The organism is Gillisia sp. JM1 (assembly GCF_000424645.1).
Taxonomy (GTDB): domain Bacteria; phylum Bacteroidota; class Bacteroidia; order Flavobacteriales; family Flavobacteriaceae; genus Gillisia.
Map to the genome: position 1 here is coordinate 909,179 of NZ_KE384219.1, position 19,921 is coordinate 929,099.

Below are 19,921 nucleotides of genomic sequence, written 5' to 3' on the forward strand. Positions count from 1 at the left end.
TGGCTTGGCTAATTAAAATAAACCAAAATATGAAATCAAATTTTACTCGATTTTTAACGCTATTCTTAGCGTTAATTGTGCAAATGACCTTTGCGCAACAACAAACGGTTACAGGAACCGTTACAGATACGGATGGATTACCGCTTCCCGGCGTTAATGTTCTTGTAAAAGCAGGGACTACAGGTACCCAAACTGATTTTGATGGAAATTATTCTATCCAGGCATTTCAGGAAGATATATTGGTATTTTCCTTTATAGGTTTGGTTAAAGCAGAATATCCAGTAGGAGATCGACGAACAATCAATGTAACTTTAAGTCCTGATGCCGCTACTTTAGATGAAGTAGTTGTAACGGCACTTGGGGTAAAAAGCACTCCACGCTCAGTTAGTTATGCAGTTGAAAATGTTAGTGCAGAGGATATTGAAAATACAGGGGAAACAAACCTTGTGAACTCTTTGGCCTCTAAAGCTGCTGGTGTTAGTGTAGTAAGTGCTTCAGGATCTGTAGGTGCGTCCTCCAACATACGAATTAGAGGTAATACTTCTATTGGAAGATCCAATAGTCCTTTATTTATAGTTGACGGAGTTCCAATTGATAACTCATCAACAGGAAACGATACCGGTGGAGCAGATAATTCCAACAGGGCAATTGATATCAATCAGAATGATATTGCCTCTATTGACGTTTTGAAAGGTACTGCAGCACAAACTCTATATGGTTTAAGAGCTGCAAATGGGGTAATAATAATCACTACCAAAAAAGGACAAACTGGCGCTCCAAGCATTTCAGTTTCTTCTTCATTACAATTTAGTGAAGTTAACCAATTACCCGATTTACAAAAGGAGTTCGCTCAGGGTAGACCAGTTGGTGGAGTAACTACTTACCGCGGCCCAGAGACCCGTGAAGGTTTTAGCTGGGGACCACGTATCTCTTCGTTAGAGTATGACGGGGATGATAGTTACCCATATAGCCGTTTTGGTAAATTGGTAGCAGAAGGAGAAGGTAATGGTATGGCAGCACGTGCATTTGATCACTATGATTTTTTCGTAACAGGTGTCCTTGACGAACAAAACGTTTCAGTACGTGGAGGTTCAGAAAATATAAAATATTTCCTTTCTGGAGGTAAACTACATCAAACGGGTATTTCCCCAACTGAAGAATTTAATAGACGCTCGTTTAGAGCAGATATAAGCGCTAAACTAACAGAAGATTTTGAAATTTCTGCAAGTGGTACTTATGTAACTTCTGGTGGACGTAGAGTTCAGAGGGGATCTAATGTTTCGGGTATTATGTTAGGGCTATTGAGATCTACACCTACCTTTGATAATGGTAATGGTTTAACCGGTCGTCTAGCAGCTGCCACTCCAAGTACATATCAACTGGAAGATGGTAGACAGAGAAGTTATCGTGCCGGGGTTTATGACAACCCATACTGGACCGTAGCTAAAAACCCTTCTTTAGATGATGTTAAGCGTTTTATAGGAAGATTATCATTCGATTACAAACCATTAGATTGGGCTACCATAAGAGGAACCCTGGCCTATGATCAATTTTCTGATGTTAGAAAAGCAGGAGTTGATATTAATTCAGCTGGTAATCCTCAGGGTTCGGTTTTTGATCTCAGTCTTTTTAGTGAAGACATAAATTCACAGCTTCTATTTTTATTAGAAAAGAATATTTCAGAGAACATTACATTTAACAGTGTAATAGGATATGATGGTTTCAAAACCCAAAGTTTAACCCGAGAATCTCTTGGGAATGGAATGACTATTCCAGGATTTTTCCATGTTTCTAACACGGCAAGTCAAGCGGTTGCTGAAGGTGTAGGAAGGAAACAATTAGATGGAGTTTTAGCTGATGCAAAACTTGGCTTCAATGATACCTTCTTTATCAATGGTGCAATTAGAAATGACTGGTCATCAACTTTACCAGATGACAATAATGACTTTCTATCCTATAGTGCTGGAGGTGCAATTGTATTTTCAGAATTTGTAGATGACACAGGATTTTTCAGCTATGGTAAATTACGTGGTTCTTACGGTAAGACTGGTAATGATGCTCCGATATTTGCAACAACTACTTATTATAATGCCGCCAATGCTGGAGGTGATGGTTTTATAGATGGAAACCAGTTCCCTATATTTTCAACCGTAGCTTTTGAAAGATCTGCACAATTGGGAAATCCAGATATTCGTCCAGAAGTTACCAAAGAATTTGAAGTGGGTGCAGAACTTAGATTTTGGGATTCAAGATTTAGAGTAGACGTTACTTATTATGAAAAAGAAACTACAGATCAGATTATATCTGTAGATCAACCGGCAGTAACTGGATTCACCTCGCGTGTAATAAATGCTGGGGTCATTTCTAACGAAGGTTGGGAAGTTTTAGGATTTCTAAATCCTATTAGGACAGAAAATTTCAATTGGAACATAGATGTCAACTGGACTACTTACGAAAATATTGTTGAGGAATTAACAGAAAATGTTGAATCTATAACCTTAGCAGGATTTACCTCAACATCTTCCAGAGTTATTGCAGGTGAACCTTATGGCGTGATTTTCGGTTCTAAATTTGCCAGAAATGATGAAGGAGAGGTTCTTATTGGAGATAATGGATTTCCTGTTTTGGATACGGAAGATGGAGTTGTGGGAGATCCTACCCCAGACTGGACGATGGGTATAAGAAATACATTCTCTTATAAAGCTTTTTCCGTATCTGCACTTTTAGATATTAGACAAGGTGGTGATGTATGGTGTGGTACATGTGGTATTATAGATTACTTTGGCACCTCTCAAAAAACTGCGGATCAAAGAGAAATTACCGATTTTGTTTTTGAAGGCGTTAACGAAAACTCAGGAGCACAGAATACTACCGAAGTTGCTTTAGCAAATCCTGAAACTGGTATAAATTCTTTTTACTGGACACGTTATGCTTTTGGTGGAGTTTCTGAAGATAACATTTTTGATTCATCCTGGGTTAGATTAAGAGAAGCATCAGTTTCTTATAGTTTACCTGGTTCTTTATTGGATGCCACCTTTTTAACTTCAGGTTCAATTACCGCTTCAGGAAGGAACTTATTTTTAATTACCGACTATCCAGGTATAGATCCTGAAACGAATCTTACAGGTTCAAGTAATGGTATTGGTTTGGATTATTTCAACCAGCCTAATACTAAGAGTTATGCTTTAACAGTAAAACTTAATTTTTAAAAAAAAACTAAAATGAAAAGCAAAAACATATTTAAGATTTTACTAACAGCATTTTTCAGTTTTGCTGTTATGATCTCCTGTGACTATGATGATGTCAACCAGGATCCTACTAGGCCAGGTGGAGAAAGTGTACCACTTGTAGCAATAGTGCCTTCTATGCAAACACAAACACACAGAAATATAACCGCCGTTCTTGGTAGATATGCAGGTATCATCATGCAACAATGGCAAGGCTTTGACGCACAGCAATTAAATTATACATCTTATGTTATCGGAGAAAATGATACAGACAACCCATGGGATTTTGGATTGTACACTGGGTCAATGAGAGATGCTGATGATATAATTGAAAGAGCAACCAATACCGAAGCATTCAATACCCGGGGAGTAGCTAAAATATATATGGCAATCAATTTGGGTCTTGCTACTAATGCTTGGGGAGATGTACCTTATTCTGAAGCTTTTATGGGAAAAGAAAACTTATCCCCAAAATATGATGATCAGGAAGAACTATATGGTGTACTTCAAACACTTTTATCTGAAGCAATAGATGATCTCAATGCAGAAGATCCTGTAGGCATCCAAGGTGATTTGATCGATGGATCTAACGAACAATGGATTGCTGCCGCACATTCTTTAAAGGCGAGATTTTATATTCAGCAAACCAGTGTGAATTCAAATGCTGCACAGTTAGCCTTGGACGAACTAGCCATGGCGGTATCTAGCAATGATGAACAATTGAACTTTCAATTTGAAAATACTCAAAATGGTGGGCATCCTTTAGCGTTATTTGGTTTACAAAGACCAAGTACTATGATTATTGATGACTTTTTTGCAGATTTAATGATGGGTGATCCACGTATGGACATATACATGTATGAGGATGAAGGAAACTTCTACTACTTTGATAAAGATAATTCCAATCTATTTTGGGCACAGTTAGATAGCCCAAGCCCAATAATCAGTTATTCAGAAACTAAATTTATCGAAGCGGAAGCTTTAGCAAGAACTGGAGGAGATGGAACAGATGCATTAAAAGCAGCAATAAGAGCTAACATGTCTTATTTAGGTATAGCTTCTACAGAAATTGAGGATTATATCAGCACCTTACCTGCTACTAGTATTCAAACTATTATTGTTGAAAAATACAAAGCCATGTACGGACAAAATCCAATGCAGGTATGGAATGATTTTAGAAGAACAGGATTTCCGGATATAGTTCCAAACGAGAATGGTGCAAATGCATTTGATCCTTCAGGTATTGTACCTAGAAGATTGCTTTATCCAATATCTGAGCGTCTTTCAAATCCAGAAGAATACGAGGCAGCGATTGATGCCCAAGGGGGTCACTTATTAGATGACGATATTTGGGTTTTTCCTTTAAATTAATTAGTTAAAACATTAAAAAGAGACTGTCTGGAAAGGCAGTCTTTTTTTTGCTTAAATACTATTTAATTCTAAAAATTCTTTCATTTCGAAATCAATCCTTAATGATACTTTAAAAAAGACGCTGCAACGCATCATATTATCCATGTTTTCTATTAAAAGAAGCAGCAAATACCTAATTTTAGGTTAATTAATCCTAGTGTATTTAACAATATTTTACTATTTTTTACATGGCTAATTCAAATAAAATAATATGAAATCAAAGTTCACGCGAATTTTAACGCTATTGCTAGTGTTTATTGTGCAAATTACTTTTGCACAACAAAAAACGGTTACTGGTATGGTAACCGATGAAAGTGGTTTACCACTCCCAGGGGTAAACATTATTGTTAAGGGAACCAATACAGGAGCCCAATCAGATTTCGATGGAAAATATCTAATTGAAGCCGCTCAGGGAGATATCCTTGTATTTTCGTTTCTAGGATATACTCGGACAGAAGTATCAGTCACAAATCAAAACACTATCAATCTTATTTTAACTACAAATGCTTCAGAACTTGATGAAGTCCTTGTGGTAGGTTATGGTACATCTACTAGACGAACCTTAACCGATAACATCGCCTCCATCTCTTCAGATGAAATAAACGAAGTTCCAGTTCCTAGTTTACAAAGTGCCTTGGTCGGGAAAGCGGCGGGAGTGCAGATAACTCAGGTTAACGGAAAGGCGGAATCAGGAATAAAAATCAGAGTACGTGGAGTTTCTACCATTTCCTCTTCACAAGACCCCTTATATGTTATTGATGGAATCCCATTGATTAACAGTGATGAAAACATCAATGATTCTCCTATAAACCCGCTTATAAGTTTAAACCCTAATGATATCGCTTCCATAGAGATATTAAAGGATGCCTCTTCTGCTGCAATCTATGGTGCAAGAGGAAGTAACGGGGTTGTTCTTATAACTACAAAAAGAGGAAAAGCAGGAGAAACAAAAATTTCTTTAAGTACTTCCTACGGATGGAGCGAAGAAACCAATCGTCGTGATTTTTTAAATACAGAACAATATGTGGAACTCTTTACTGAAGCCTACATAAACGCCGGTTTTACAGAGGAAGATGCTTTTGCTGATTTCAATTTTTTTGCTGAAAATGAAGCCGATTGGCGTGAAGGCGCTGTTGATACAGATTGGCAAGATCTTATTTTCGTAGACGGATCGGTAAGCGATTTCAACGTAAATGCTTCAGGAGGATCTGAAAAAACAAAATTTTTTCTTTCCTTAGGCTATAATAGAACAGAAGGTATTATTCGCGGAAATGATCTTGAGCGTTATAACTTTAGAAGTAATGTAGATCATCAAGTTTCAGAAAAACTAAAAGTGGGGGTTACCTCCAGCATAGCCAAAACACAAATAAACAGATTGGCGAATGACAATCAATTTGCAACACCCGTACAAGCTATTGCACAAATCCCTTTTACAAGACCTTATTTAGATAATGGATTACCAAATCCTAATACTTTATATTATAATTTTTTAAATCAAGAAGTGAATGCTGAAAACAAAACCAGTATTTGGAGAGCTATTGCAAATGTTTTTGCTGAGTATCAAATAATTCCAAGTCTTAGTTTTAGATCGGAACTTGGATACGATTTAAATGTACAAACCGCTGAAACTTTTTCAGGGCGTTTAACAGAATCCGAATCGGTAGGAGGATTTGCTCAGGCGCAAAGTGTACAAAATGAGAAATATGTAATCAATAATTATTTTAACTATTATACATTACTTGGAGGAAACACAAACCTGGAGGCCACAGTAGGGATGTCATTTGAAGACGACAGAAGAAAGGCTCAATTTGTCCAAGGACAGGGATTTCCATCAGATGATTTAAGAACTGTGAACAGTGCAGCAGAAATTGTAGGTGGAGGTTCCAGTAGAACTGCATTTACCTTTGTATCCTATTTCGCAAGAACTGGTTTAACTATTCTGGATAAATACCTTTTAAAAGGAAGCGTTCGGTATGACGGTAGTTCAAGATTTGGTGTAGATGAACAATACGGATTTTTCCCGGCAGTTTCTGGTGGATGGATTGTTTCAGAAGAAGATTTCTTAAAGGATAATGAAACTCTTTCTCTGCTTAAAATAAGAGCCAGCTGGGGTGTCACAGGAAATGCAGATATTGGTAATTTTGCTTCCAGAAGTTTATTTGGAGGTGCTTCTTACAACGGAAGACCCGCACTTAATCCTAGTCAATTGGGAGATCCAAGCCTGAAATGGGAAAACACCATTCAATATGATATTGGTCTAGATTTTGGACTCTTAAACAATCGTATTTCGGGGAGTTTAGATTATTACAATAAAACTACAGATGATCTACTATTAAATGAACCTATCCCCTCCACTTCAGGTTTTACTAATATCACCAGAAATGTGGGAGAAATTCAAAATACAGGTGTAGAATTGGTAATCGATACAAAAAATATTGTAAGTGAAGATTTCAACTGGTCATCATCTTTTAATATTGCATATAACGACAACGAAGTTACCAACCTGCCTGGAGGAGATATTATTTCCGGACAAAACATTGTTCGTGAAGGAGAAGTTCTAGGTTCTTTATTTATGGTAGAATTTGCCGGGGCAGATCCTGAAAATGGAGATGCTTTATTTGTACGAAACACGCTTAACGATGATGGCTCCAGAGACAAAGGTTTAACAAACAATTTTAATGATGCTACGAGAGTTGTTTTAGGGAGTCCTTTTCCAGATATAATTGCAGGTTTTACAAATAATTTATATTATAAGAATGTAGATTTCTCTTTTACCTTTCAAGGACAATGGGGAGCATCTATTTATAATGCTGGAGGAAGATTTCAATCTGCCAGTGCCGACTTTTTTGATAACCAATCTTTAGATCAATTGGATAGATGGCAACAACCAGGAGATATCACAGATGTACCACAGGCAAGATTATTTGGTGCTAATGGAACTCAAAGTTCTTCCCGATATTTACAGGAAGCAGATTTTATTAGGCTTAGAAATATTTCCTTGGGATATAGTCTACCAGCTAGTTTTACGAATAAAATTAATATAGACCGTTTACGAATCTATTTCACGGCTGTAAACCTATTAACTTTTACAGATTATGATGAGTATGACCCGGAATCTACCTATGATGTTCAGGCAGACAGCAACATAAATGTAGGGAATGCATTTTATTCTGCTCCGCCTGCAAAAACTATGACCGTAGGAGTAAACTTTGAATTTTAAAATAAACATTATGAAATCAATAAGAATATATAACCTTATGATAATCCTAATGGCCTTTATTTTTACTGGCTGTAATGATAATCTAGACTTGGAACCGGAACAAGATCTCACTCCTGAAGCGGCATTGGGATCTGCAAATAATATTCAAAATCTATTGGTAGGAGCCTATGATCTTGCAGGCGAAAACAATATTTTTTCAGGGGACTATAATTTAGCTTCAGAATTAATTGCAAATACAGGAGAATTAGCTTGGCGAGGCACTTTTCAGGGTCCTGCCGAATTCAATAGAAAAGAAATTACCACAGGAAATGGTTTTGTGGAAGATTACTGGATTTTCTCTTATGCAGTTTCTAACCAAACAAATTTAATTTTAGAAAATCTAGATAAATTTGAAGAGGAAGAAGATGCTGCTCGAGTTGAGGGAGAAGCAAAATTTTTAAGAGCTGTAGTTTATTTTGATTTACTCCGCTTCTTCGCCTTACCATATAAAGCAGAAGGTGGAAATTCTCAGTTAGGAGTGCCTCTTGTTACCACAGGAGTGAGCGACGCCTCACAAATAGAATTTCCTACCAGGAACACTGTGGAAGAAGGTTATGATTTTGTAATTCAGGATTTAAAAGATGCAATTGCTAAATTACCTGCCACAAATCCCAATGGAACTTTTTATGCTAACAAATTTGCTGCTGAAGCCTTATTAGCAAGAGTTTACCTTCAACAGGGCGATTATCAGGGAGCATTAGAATCTGTTAATACGGTAATTGAAGAAAGCCCATATTCCTTTACAGGAGATTTTACCAGTGCTTTTAATAACGATGGGAATTCTACGGAAGATATATTTGCTTGGCAAATTACAACGCAGGATGGTGTTAATGACATGAATACATATTGGGCCACCAGAGCCTTTGGTGGAAGATCTCTTACCGGAGATGTAACAATAGAAGAACTTTATTTCGCAGTTTTTAATGATGATGAAGATGACAGAGGTATTTTCTTTTACGAGGGAAATGGTACCTTACTTAGCACCAAATGGCAAAATCAATTTGCCAATATTTCATTCATAAGATTGGCAGAAATGTATTTGATACGTGCAGAGGCAAATTCTAGATTGGGCAGCTCTTTAGGTGCTACACCCTTAGAGGATATTAACACGCTTCGCACTAGAGCCAATGCCCCTACTCTTTCATCGGTTAGTTTAGAAGAAATTCTTGAGGAACGAAAAAGAGAATTAGCATTTGAAGGATTTGCATTACACGACGCAAAACGCTTAAAACAATCTATAGATGGTTTGGCTTTTAATGCCAATAGTTTGGTATTGCCAATTCCACAAAGAGAAATAGATGCAAATCCTAATTTGGAGCAAAATCCGGGATATACTAACTAAAGTAAAAAGATACCTTCAAAAAAGCCAGTAGGTATTATAGAAATAATATTTATAAAAGACCGTGAAAATAATTTCACAGTTAAAAAATTTCTGTATGTCCGCTTTTGTTCCAGTAAATAGTTTTTTATTAATTAATTACAGGTTGTTACCGTCATGCTGAACTTGTTTCAGCATCTCAAATATGTGGTATAAGACCCTGAAACAAGTTCAGGGTGACGCGACCATTTCAGATGGGATAATTTGCTCACTGGACTCTAAACGGATATACAAAAAAAAAATAACAGCCACCCCTGAGAAATTTGGGGTGGCTTTTTTTTAATGAGCCTGGGTTATAAGTTTTCATTTTGTACTACCTTTGCGGCTATGGAAGATACTACTACAATTTTTGGGATTAGAACGGTGATGGAGGCGATTCAAAGTGAAAAGAATATAGATAAGATCTATATTCAGAAAGGACTTAATAATACGCTATTCCAAGAGCTGTTATCTTTAATTGGTAAAAAAGGATTTAATATTTCTTATGTTCCTGTAGAAAAACTTCAAAAACTTACCCAAGGAAACCACCAAGGGGTTGTAGCCAAAATATCTCCTATAGAATTTCCAGATATGGAGGAAGTTGTGCAACGAGTATTAGAAGATACTAATGCCACTCCCCTATTCTTGCTTTTAGATCAGATTACCGATGCTAGAAACTTTGGAGCGATTATTAGAACTGCAGAATGTTGTGGTGTTCACGCGATCATCATCCAAGATAAGGGAGGAGCACCAGTAAATGCTGATACTGTAAAGACTTCAGCCGGAGCTGTTTTTAATATTCCTATATGTAAAGTCAATCATATTAAAGATGCTATTTACTATTTACAAGGATCTGGAGTGAATGTAGTGGCCGCAACAGAGAAAAGCGATCAATCTATTTACGAAACCGAATTAAACAAGCCTACAGCTCTAGTACTGGGTAGTGAAGGAAGAGGAATTAACCCTTCTGTTTTAAAGATTGTAAACGATAAAGCTAGATTACCAATGTTTGGAACAATCGGTTCTTTAAATGTTTCTGTAGCTTGTGGTGCGTTTTTGTATGAAATAGTTAGACAACGCTCTTAAACTAATCTTCTTTATTTTCTTTAAAAACATAATTATAGGTCGTACTCGAGAGCGCGGATTTGTAATCCGTGCCTGCAACTACTATCAAAACGAATCTATCCAATAGCGCGGATTTACAATCCGTGCTAACAACAGTGCCTGCAATCACTATCATAACAAATCTAACAAAACAACTTCTAGATCATTCTCTAAACTCGAGAGCGCGGATTTGTAATCCGTGCCTGCAATCACTATTATAACAAATCTAACAAAACAACTTCTAAATCATTCTCTAAATCAGCATAATTTCTTGCAGATTTTTCAATCTGTTTCTCTCTAAGAATAAAAAAAAGAAACTGCCATATTGGGGTTGCGTTAAAAAAGTCATGTGCTTGTCAATAAGATGCAAGTATGTAAAGCTTACTCCTCCTTAGATTTCTTAAAAAAATATCTATAAACTGTTTTATTTTCAGGTATGTCCTCCTCAGAAATTTCTGGCTCCGGCAAGCTTTCTATGAAATTTCCGTTTTCATCAAAATGGCTCATAAAAAGATCACTTTGAGGATCATAATCTTCTTTCTCCCACTCATATTTCGGCTTTATTTCTATATTTTGCTTGAATACGAAGGCTAGAAGCAGTCCTACAACTAATCCGGACAAATGCCCTTCCCATGAGATCTTTGGGTCTACAGGAACTATAAACCATAACATTCCGCCATAAAGAAAAACCACAATTAAAGAAAGCGCGATTAATCTATAGTATTTTGAAAATATTCCTTTAAAGAATAAAAAAGAGGCTAATAAATAGATAACTCCACTTGCTCCTATATGGTTGGCTGGCCTACCTATAAGCCATGTGAAAAATCCGGTTAAGAACAGTCCTACCAATAACACTTTCCAGCTAATGGTTCTGTAGAAAAAGAACAGTGCCATTGTTAAAATAAAAAGAGGAATGGTATTATGAAAAAGGTGTTTAATATCTGAATGAATAAAGGGTGAAAAAAGAATACCCCTTAGACCCTTTACCGTTCTTGGCTGAATACCGAAATAATTAAAATCGAATCCAAACCGGATCTCAAACCAAAACACCAACCATAAAATTAATACAAACAAGATTGGATAGGCTATGACTCCTGTCGAAAAAGTAAATGGCTCTCTTTGTTTCAACATAGGTCTAATTTATAATTTTATTATGAATAGCTAAGCTTTGGAACTCTATTCAATAGCAAAAGCTATGCACAATTATGTGTATTGCCATTTTGTCAACAGTATCTTAAATATGAGAATCAGTCATTCCTGATTTCCTACCTTTGTGAAATGAATGAACCTCTTGCAGAACGATTAAGACCCAAAAAACTTAGCGATTATTTGAGTCAGCAACATTTAATAGGAAAAAATGGAGCGCTTACGCAACAGTTAAAACAAGGAATGATTCCTTCTCTTATATTATGGGGTCCTCCTGGCGTTGGTAAAACCACCTTGGCCAACATAATAGCAACAGAGAGCAATAGACCCTTTTATACCTTAAGCGCTATTAATAGCGGTGTAAAAGATATTCGGGACGTAATAGATCGCGCAAAAAAAGGAGAAGGTCTTTTCACTACCAAAAATCCAATCTTATTTATAGATGAGATCCACAGATTTAGTAAATCTCAGCAAGATTCTTTACTGGGAGCGGTAGAGAAAGGATGGGTTACTTTAATTGGTGCTACTACAGAAAACCCAAGTTTTGAGGTGATCTCTGCCCTGCTTTCTAGATGCCAGGTCTATGTTTTAAAAGCTTTTGAAAAAGACGATCTTATTGCTTTATTGCATCGGGCGATTAAAGAAGATTCTGAAATAAAAAAGAAGAATATAACTCTTACTGAAACTGAAGCTTTACTAAGATTAAGCGGAGGTGACGCAAGAAAATTATTGAACATTTTTGAACTATTGGTGAATTCCGTAGAGGAATCAATAGAGATCACTAACGAGCTAGTTCTTGAGAAGGTTCAGCAAAACACTGTGCTCTATGACAAGACGGGAGAGCAGCATTACGACATTGTTTCAGCATTTATAAAATCTATACGAGGAAGCGATCCAAATGGAGCTGTTTATTGGCTAGCCAGAATGATAGAAGGCGGAGAAGACGTGAAGTTCATTGCAAGACGATTACTTATAGCTGCAAGTGAAGACATTGGAAATGCAAACCCTACAGCATTGATAATGGCAAATAACACTTTTCAAGCAGTCACAACTATTGGGTTTCCAGAATCTCGCATAATATTAAGCCAGTGTGCAATATACCTGGCAACTTCCCCAAAAAGCAATGCGTCTTATGCTGCAATTAATGCTGCACAAGGCATTGTGAAAGAAACAGGAAATTTATCGGTTCCATTGCCCATAAGAAATGCTCCAACCAAATTGATGAAAGATCTAGGTTATGGAGACAATTATAAATATGCTCACAATTATGAAAATAACTTTGCTGAAGAAGAATTTCTTCCAGAGGAGATTAAAAACACTATGTTCTACAAACCTGGAAAAAATCAAAGGGAAGATGCTCAACGAGAATTCTTAAAGAAACGTTGGAAAAATAAGTACGATTACTAATTCTTAATATTATAAGTTTTAATAGAAGTGGAATTATCCAGAGCATTTAAAATCTCCACATTCAAATTTCCATCCTTATCAAAATATGCAATGCCCTGGCCTTGGATCGTGTAATAAATAAAATGATTTTCACTCCCAGTTTTTACCATTTTAGCAAATGCTTCTTCCATTTGACTTTGAAATAATTGATATCCAAAATCGGTATTCAGAATATAATATTCAACATTTCCTGAAACATATACTTTTTCATTCTTATTAGCAGATGCAGATTTCTCTAATGTTGAGGCTTCTTTAGAAACTTGAGGAATAGCAGTTAGTATTACTTCTGGCTTCGGCTTAGTGTTTTCTTGTACAGGTTTCTCGTTCTCTTTTCTCTGCTTCCTAGCAGCTCTAGATTCTTCTGTTACTGAATTTTTATTGTAACTATAATTAACAGTCTCAAATGAAGAAAAAGCATCTCGAAGCGCTTCTTGATAGGCCTTTTTATACTCCTTTTCTCTACTACTACCTTCTTCGGAAAGGAAAATTTGCTTATTCTTACAGTCTTTTAAAGAAATTTGAAGACTAGTTTTAAACAAACCACTATTCTCAATTACATCTACATACAATATATTGCAATCTTGTCTAGAAAAATCCGAAGGCACTTCTTCGTTTTCTAAAATAGCAGTGAACCCATATTTTTCAAACAGGAACTTGGTAAGCTCATTCATTTGATATTGATTTGATTCCTTTAAAAAATCAAACTTTTCGGGCACAGAAACATACTTATAGGAATTTAAATTTTGTCCTACACTCGTAAAACAAAAACCTATTAATAGCGTAAAAATTAAATAAGTATTTCTCATTGTTTTTTAAATATAAATTGCATCCCAATTTGAAGGGAAGCACTTTGTGATTTTGCAAGGTTAAAATATCCCGCTAAATTATCTGCTGCAATATAAAAATTAAATTTCTTGATTTTTGTTGAAACTAGCAAACCAACATTATAATATGAAAAGTCATCTATTGTATAAGAAACTTTTGCTCGAAGATTATTAGAAAACTTCCTGTCATAATACGTAGTTAACGCGTAATTCATAGATCTAGGCCTCTTTACTCCAAATAAATGCATCCCGATAAGGTTATAATTGCGACGTTTATAAGTTTTCCTATAATCACAAACTTCAAACATTTCCTCGAAACCAAATTCTATAGCAGCATTAAATTTTACAGGTCTCCACGTGGTATAATCTTCATTTAGGGTCTCATCCTTTAAGTTCCTATCTACCTCATCTTCAAAAAGATCCCAATAAGGAATCGTGTTATCATTTGGAGCCACGTCTGGGAACAAAGGTTCTATCCCATCTGTTTCATAATCTCCATAGTACAAATAGTTCTCCACATCGTGCTGCTGAAACATAATACCAATATCCAAGATGGAACCTGTTATCCTAAAATTATCGGCTAAATTATAGGTGGCTCCAAGATCTATTCCTGCACCAATATTACCTCCAAAAAAAGAACGTTTTAATAAATCTGCTGTAGATTCCTGTACCGTCATTCCCGTATTATTCAAAGAAGCATACCCAGAGGTATTTACCCGAATATTTATGTTTTCAGCAAAATGTCTATAAAAATTAGGGGTGTTAGGATCATCTCGAGTTATAAATTTACCAGAATTGTTTGTGCTAGCAACATTAAATATTCCCGAATACAGTTTACCGCGGGCTCCAACCGTTAATTTTCTGTTTATTTTTTTATTGATTCCCAGATGATAAACGGTCATTATTTCTCCTGTAAAAGACACATCAGAAAAATCAAAAGGAACGTTTAAATAAGCGTTGTTACCTTCATTCACCAATAGCGCTGGATCTTTAGGGAAATAGGCAAACATATCCATTTCTTGATAAACCCCCGCCGAAAGATATTGCCCATTATCTAGTCTCCATCCAAAAGAAAGTATTTCCAATTGCTGATGGAGCGTAAAATAATCATTTCTGGTTAATCGTCTAATTGCAGCACTTACTTTCTGGTTAACATCTTGATTTGAATCATCAAAAATATCGAACAAATTGACACCTGAAGAACCTGTTGAAATATGGAATTTAGAGAATAGCGGAACTCCAATATGCCCATCGAAGTTTACATTTGCCCCAGGATTATTAAGCAAGGATTGCGGCAAGCCATTTACATTATAGAGTAACTGCTTATTCTGGGCCTGGCAAAAGAAAATTCCAAAAAATAAAATTGCGAAAGAAAGGTAGGGTCTCATGCGCTAAAATTCAAATGAGAAAAGTCCCTTCGACTCAAATTTCAGCTCTCCTTCAAAAATATTTTGATTTGGTAACACCTCGATCTCCACCACCATTTTAATGGAGTTCTTAATAACATCAATCCGTTCATTCTCAATAAATTCTACCCAATCTGTTACTACAGGATTATTTTTATCACCTTGCGCTATATCAAATTGCAAAGAATGTTGCACTCTATTATTTTCAGAAAGAAAGGAGATTTTATTTCTAAATTGCTGCGGAAAGAAGTTGGTATATCTAAAGCTAAATTCTACGGTACTTAGATCATCTTGAATATAACTATCATCTAAAAATTCTAAACGTACCGTATCCCGAATTACTGCAGTAAATTCTCCAGTATCTTTGTCCTCAAAATCCGCACTGGTCACATCAAAAACCAATAAACTTACCTGAAGGTCTGGTGTAAGTGCAATTTCTTCTGTTTGATCTAGGTCTATATCTTTTACACAAGAAAGCATAACCACGCTAAAAAGCAATAGCAAAATGGGGGTTTGAAGTAGTTTTACAAAAGACATCTGGGGAACATTCTTTTAGTGAAACGAAGATATAAATTCTTTATTGCTATAAATACTTACGCAACTCATTTAACTTCTGAATTTGAGGCACTTGCCTACTTTCATTTTTACCATAATAATCAAAAAACACAGCTTGTAAGCCTGCATTTTTGGCCCCTTCTATATCAGCTTCATAACTATCACCAATCATAATAGAATTTTCGGGGGTTGCATTGGCTTTTTGAAGTGCTATATTAAATATTTGAAAATGCGGCTTTTTAACTCCAGCTTCTTCAGAAGTGGTAATGGTTTCAAAAAAGTCTGCTATCTTGGAATTTTGCATTTTGTTATGCTGAATTTCTTCAAAACCATTAGTGATAATATGCAGCTTGTATTGGGGCTTCAGGTAGTCTAAAATCTCTATTGTATCCTGGAGCAGATGATTAAAACCTGGTAAAACACTAATATATCTATTTGATAGATTGTCTATTACTTCATCTGAAACCTGAATTTTCATCGCCTTAAAACTATCATGAAGCCTGCCGACGCGCAATACTTCTTTGGAAACCAAGTTATTTCGGTATCGTGCCCAATAGTCTATATTAATAGGAATATAGGTGTCTAAAAAATCCTGAATTTCAAGACCTATATTTTCTTCTTTGAAAATCACATCGAAAGTTAATGCTGAATTTTTATCGAAATCCCACAAGGTGTGGTCCAGATCAAAATAAACGTGTTTTATGTTATTGAATTTCATGTATTTGCTTTAGTAATGAATAATGATAATTAAAATTGGCATATTCTGAGAAATCTCGATTTTTAAAGATAGTAAGCATATTCCCCTTTACTCTTTTAAGATCCTTCATGATCTTGAGAACAATTCCCTGAAGTTCATTAGCATCATAAATACGTGTTGCCTGAGAATGAAAAACATAAGGATGCACCTTTAATGGAGTGGTTATCTCTAAATTGATATCATAAAACAAAAAGGGCAAACTCGTTCCTGCTCTAAATCCAATTGTTTCGGGATAGCCCATAGAATAATCATTAGGGATCTCAAGTTCATTTAAAAAACCATAATGTTCCGGTAAGAGTAAATTATACTTTGTATTTACTACATTTTGTAAAGGCCCGTGAATGATATTTTCAAACCGCTTCTTTTCAACCTTTAAAACCTCAATATCCGGAATTGCAAAATAACCTAATCGCAATCCCACTTCAGAATAATCTGCTACATATTTAATGATCTCTCTATAGTTAAGTCTGTTATGATTTATATTTCTGTCGTACACATTGAAGTTACTTAACTGAAACATGAAATTTAAATTGACCTTGTGTTCTTTAACCAATAATATTAGATCATCAAAAACATTGTAGGGATCTTTTTTAAGTCTAAGCAGAACCCTTAATCTATCGGTTATTCTGCTAAACTTTAATTGTGTTAAGTCCGATATAATTCCAGAGAAACTTCTTAGCAAGCCTTTATTTTTGAAATTAAAAACATGGCTCACTGAAATTAAAGAGGAGGATTGATATTTTCTTTTCTTAAAGGAAATTTCTGGAAATCTATTAATAAGTAAATTGGAGAAATTCTGTATCCAAATATCAATAACCGGAGAGTCTAAAAAACCCTCCTTAGATGCTAAACTTTCTAAAGCTGGAAATCTCCCAAAACTATCTTTTACATGAGGTAAATACTCTTCGTATCTGGAAAGTAAATAAAAGGTGGCAGCAAAAATATCGAATGGTAGATCGCTATTTTCTGAAACAGGGAATAAACACTTCGTATTATCCCATTTCTGCACCTTGACCTCTACATCGCTGAAACCTTGTTCTAGTAATAAATCTACATTCTGAAAAAACATTTCATTTCCAAGTCTCTTTTTACCATAAGAGAACTTCATACTATCATACGCGATGAATTCTTCTATTTTGGAAGTGAATTTAATATCTATCCCTAATACGCGAGTGCAAATATGCTTAAATGCGTAAGTTATTCTGGGAGTTACTTTTTGAGTATAAATTAAAAGCATTGTAAATGGGAGTTACATCAATCCTTCGTCGGCAAAGCTAAAATAGGACTTTTCAGTAACAATAAGGTGATCTAGAATTTTAATATCCATACTTTCCGCAGCCGTTTTAAGCTTTAGAGTTAATTGTTTATCTGCTTCGCTCGGATTTAAATTTCCAGAAGGATGGTTATGGGCAAGTATCAAAGAAACTGCGCCTAATTCTAAAGCTTTGCGCAAGGTAACTCGAACATCTACTAAGGTTCCAGTGATCCCGCCTTTACTTACCTGGAATTGCTCGATGATCTTATTAGCGTTATTAAGATATAGGATCCAAAATTCTTCATGTGCCAATTCTCCAAGTATAGGTTGTAATACTTCGAAAACAGAATTACTGGACGTAACCTTCACATTTTCCAATGCTTCTTCAGAACGTCTCCTCCTCCCTAGCTCCATGGCAGCAATAATGGAAATAGCTTTTGCCTCTCCAATTCCTTTAAAATGCATAAGTTGAGAAACGGATTGCTTGCCCAAAATATTTAGGTTATTCTGATTGTTTGAAAGAATTTTCTTTGAAAGTTCTACAGCACTCTCATCTCTATTTCCAGAACCAATAAGTATTGCAATCAATTCAGCATCTGTTAAAGAAAGTTTTCCTTTCTGAAGCAATTTTTCTCGGGGTCTATCGTCTATTGCCCAATTTTTTATCGTAAAAGGAATTTTATCGTTACTCATGCAGATTATTTATATAAATATAAACAAATCAAGCAATTATGAGCGAAATTCTAATTAATTTGAAAAAATTAAACTGCTAAGAAATCCAGTTTTTGATCTCATTAAAATCTAATCCGCCATAGTTCCCACTACTCATAAGCAATAACACCTTATTTGCATAATCCATATTTTTTAGATGAAGCTTGAAGTCTTCAGAATTAGTGAAAACATTTAGATCTGTGTTTCCAAATGCTTCAAAGATTTGCGCTTCGGTTATTGGAGGCAACTTCTTTATCTGAAGTGCTTCCGGAGAGAAAAAAACTATGGCTTCATCGGCACTATTCAAACTAGATTTATATTGTTTTAAAAATTCAGGAGTTAAACTACTATAAGTATGCAGCTCTAAACATGCAACTACATTTTTATCAGGATATTGATCTTTTACTGCGGTAGTTGTGGCAGTAACTTTAGATGGACTATGAGCAAAATCTTTAAACACCAAGGTATTATTAGCATCTATTATTTTCTCCAACCTTTTAGAAGCCCCTTTAAAAGTTGAAATAGCTTCATAAAAATCATCTTCATCTACTCCCATATGCTGACAGATCCATTTTGCTCCAGCTAGATTATTGAGGTTATGAGCTCCAAACAATTCTATTGGCAAATCCCCTTCTGCAGTGTTTAAAACTGTAATTCCGTCTTCTATAGAATATTCAGGCGTTTTATATCCATGCTTTCGAATTTGGTTAGTTGTATTCTCTGCAATTCTAACAAGTTCAGGATCTTCCTCATTATAAACCACGATACCTCCACTAACAATAGAATCTACAAAAATTTCGAATTGCTCTACATAATTCTCATAAGTAGGAAAAACATTGATATGATCCCAGGCAACTCCACTTAATAAAGCAATATTCGGCTTATAAAGATGAAATTTTGGCCTTCTATCTATTGGAGAAGATAAATACTCATCTCCTTCTAATAAGATAAAATCATTTTCTTCTGTTAAATGAACCATATTAGTAAATCCCTCCAATTGAGCACCAACCATAAAGTCTATCTCCTTACCGTTATAATGCAAAACATGCAGAATCATTGAAGTAATTGTGGTTTTCCCATGGGAGCCTCCAATAACTACTCTAGTTTTATTTTTAGATTGTTCAAATAAAAATTCTGGATAAGAATATATTTTGATTCCTAACTCTGTAGCTTTAAGTAATTCGGGGTTATCGCTTTTAGCGTGCATACCCAAAATAATAGCATCTAGTTCATTTGATATTTTTTCAGGGAACCAACCAATCTCGGCGGGTAATAAGCCTTCTTTTTCTAATTTAGATTTAGATGGTTCAAAGATAGCATCGTCGCTTCCCGTAACTTTATATCCTTTATGATGTAATGCCAATGCCAAATTGTGCATAGCACTTCCGCCAATAGCAATAAAATGAAGATTCATGTAATAAAATTTGAAGCAAATATAGGTATTATAGCATACTAAAATGCATA

At 35.4% G+C, this 19,921-nt stretch carries 14 protein-coding genes; 6 read left to right on the top strand and 8 right to left on the bottom strand.

Annotated elements, in window-relative coordinates:
• Positions 1-29: 29 nt before the first annotated feature.
• The 5 genes from H033_RS0118600 to rlmB all read left to right on the top strand — a co-directional run bounded on the left by H033_RS0118600 (position 30) and on the right by rlmB (position 10,339).
• Positions 30-3,209 carry a SusC/RagA family TonB-linked outer membrane protein gene (locus H033_RS0118600; RefSeq protein ID WP_026839643.1) on the top strand — a complete coding sequence of 1,060 codons (3,180 nt, stop codon included), beginning with the start codon at positions 30-32 and terminating at the stop codon, positions 3,207-3,209.
• Between the two features lie 12 nt (positions 3,210-3,221).
• Entirely contained in the window at positions 3,222-4,598 is a 1,377-nt protein-coding gene (locus H033_RS0118605) for a SusD/RagB family nutrient-binding outer membrane lipoprotein (RefSeq protein ID WP_026839644.1), read from the top strand.
• 250 nt (positions 4,599-4,848) lie between these two features.
• Positions 4,849-7,857 (top strand): SusC/RagA family TonB-linked outer membrane protein, encoded by a 3,009-nt coding sequence (locus H033_RS0118610; protein WP_026839645.1) that lies wholly within the window; start codon positions 4,849-4,851, stop codon positions 7,855-7,857.
• Positions 7,858-7,867: 10 nt separating this feature from the next.
• A complete protein-coding gene (locus H033_RS0118615; protein ID WP_026839646.1) occupies positions 7,868-9,238 on the top strand; it encodes a RagB/SusD family nutrient uptake outer membrane protein in 1,371 nt (456 codons plus the stop codon).
• Between the two features lie 363 nt (positions 9,239-9,601).
• Positions 9,602-10,339 (top strand): 23S rRNA (guanosine(2251)-2'-O)-methyltransferase RlmB, encoded by a 738-nt coding sequence (gene rlmB / locus H033_RS0118620; RefSeq protein ID WP_026839647.1) that lies wholly within the window; start codon positions 9,602-9,604, stop codon positions 10,337-10,339.
• Positions 10,340-10,738: 399 nt separating this feature from the next.
• Here rlmB and H033_RS0118630 read toward each other — a convergent pair whose 3' ends face one another.
• Positions 10,739-11,485 (bottom strand): rhomboid family intramembrane serine protease, encoded by a 747-nt coding sequence (locus H033_RS0118630; protein WP_026839648.1) that lies wholly within the window; start codon positions 11,483-11,485, stop codon positions 10,739-10,741.
• Between the two features lie 150 nt (positions 11,486-11,635).
• On the opposite strand from H033_RS0118630, the gene H033_RS0118635 reads away from it, so the two are divergent.
• Positions 11,636-12,910 (top strand): replication-associated recombination protein A, encoded by a 1,275-nt coding sequence (locus tag H033_RS0118635; protein WP_026839649.1) that lies wholly within the window; start codon positions 11,636-11,638, stop codon positions 12,908-12,910.
• Here the strand turns inward: H033_RS0118635 and H033_RS21105 are convergent.
• From H033_RS21105 to H033_RS0118670, 7 genes are all read right to left on the bottom strand, one after another.
• A complete protein-coding gene (locus H033_RS21105) occupies positions 12,907-13,755 on the bottom strand; it encodes a hypothetical protein (RefSeq protein WP_051228093.1) in 849 nt (282 codons plus the stop codon). The two genes, H033_RS0118635 and H033_RS21105, sit on opposite strands and share 4 nt — an antisense overlap.
• A complete protein-coding gene (locus H033_RS0118645; protein ID WP_051228096.1) occupies positions 13,752-15,161 on the bottom strand; it encodes a DUF5723 family protein in 1,410 nt (469 codons plus the stop codon). Before H033_RS0118645 ends, H033_RS21105 begins: the two co-directional genes overlap by 4 nt.
• Positions 15,162-15,164: 3 nt before the next feature.
• Positions 15,165-15,716, bottom strand: a complete 552-nt coding sequence (locus tag H033_RS0118650) for a hypothetical protein (RefSeq protein ID WP_026839651.1) — start codon at positions 15,714-15,716, stop codon at positions 15,165-15,167.
• Between the two features lie 46 nt (positions 15,717-15,762).
• The gene (locus H033_RS0118655; protein WP_026839652.1) at positions 15,763-16,452 is read right to left on the bottom strand and encodes a YjjG family noncanonical pyrimidine nucleotidase; all 690 of its coding nucleotides are present in this window, start codon (positions 16,450-16,452) and stop codon (positions 15,763-15,765) included.
• Positions 16,439-17,728 carry a DUF7033 domain-containing protein gene (locus H033_RS0118660; protein WP_026839653.1) on the bottom strand — a complete coding sequence of 430 codons (1,290 nt, stop codon included), beginning with the start codon at positions 17,726-17,728 and terminating at the stop codon, positions 16,439-16,441. Before H033_RS0118660 ends, H033_RS0118655 begins: the two co-directional genes overlap by 14 nt.
• 12 nt (positions 17,729-17,740) lie before the next feature.
• Positions 17,741-18,439, bottom strand: coding sequence for a RadC family protein (gene radC, locus H033_RS0118665; protein WP_026839654.1), 699 nt, complete (start codon positions 18,437-18,439; stop codon positions 17,741-17,743).
• Between the two features lie 76 nt (positions 18,440-18,515).
• The gene (locus H033_RS0118670) at positions 18,516-19,871 is read right to left on the bottom strand and encodes a UDP-N-acetylmuramate--L-alanine ligase (RefSeq protein ID WP_026839655.1); all 1,356 of its coding nucleotides are present in this window, start codon (positions 19,869-19,871) and stop codon (positions 18,516-18,518) included.
• Between the last annotated feature and the right edge of the window lie 50 nt (positions 19,872-19,921).

Coding starts and splice junctions, on each gene's coding strand:
- H033_RS0118600 (WP_026839643.1), top strand. CDS start 30: ATGAAATCAAATTTTACTCGATTTTTAACGCTATTCTTAGCGTTAATT.
- H033_RS0118605 (WP_026839644.1), top strand. CDS start 3,222: ATGAAAAGCAAAAACATATTTAAGATTTTACTAACAGCATTTTTCAGT.
- H033_RS0118610 (WP_026839645.1), top strand. CDS start 4,849: ATGAAATCAAAGTTCACGCGAATTTTAACGCTATTGCTAGTGTTTATT.
- H033_RS0118615 (WP_026839646.1), top strand. CDS start 7,868: ATGAAATCAATAAGAATATATAACCTTATGATAATCCTAATGGCCTTT.
- rlmB (WP_026839647.1), top strand. CDS start 9,602: ATGGAAGATACTACTACAATTTTTGGGATTAGAACGGTGATGGAGGCG.
- H033_RS0118635 (WP_026839649.1), top strand. CDS start 11,636: ATGAATGAACCTCTTGCAGAACGATTAAGACCCAAAAAACTTAGCGAT.
- H033_RS21105 (WP_051228093.1), bottom strand. CDS start 13,755: ATGAGAAATACTTATTTAATTTTTACGCTATTAATAGGTTTTTGTTTT.
- H033_RS0118645 (WP_051228096.1), bottom strand. CDS start 15,161: ATGAGACCCTACCTTTCTTTCGCAATTTTATTTTTTGGAATTTTCTTT.
- H033_RS0118650 (WP_026839651.1), bottom strand. CDS start 15,716: ATGTCTTTTGTAAAACTACTTCAAACCCCCATTTTGCTATTGCTTTTT.
- H033_RS0118655 (WP_026839652.1), bottom strand. CDS start 16,452: ATGAAATTCAATAACATAAAACACGTTTATTTTGATCTGGACCACACC.
- H033_RS0118660 (WP_026839653.1), bottom strand. CDS start 17,728: ATGCTTTTAATTTATACTCAAAAAGTAACTCCCAGAATAACTTACGCA.
- radC (WP_026839654.1), bottom strand. CDS start 18,439: ATGAGTAACGATAAAATTCCTTTTACGATAAAAAATTGGGCAATAGAC.
- H033_RS0118670 (WP_026839655.1), bottom strand. CDS start 19,871: ATGAATCTTCATTTTATTGCTATTGGCGGAAGTGCTATGCACAATTTG.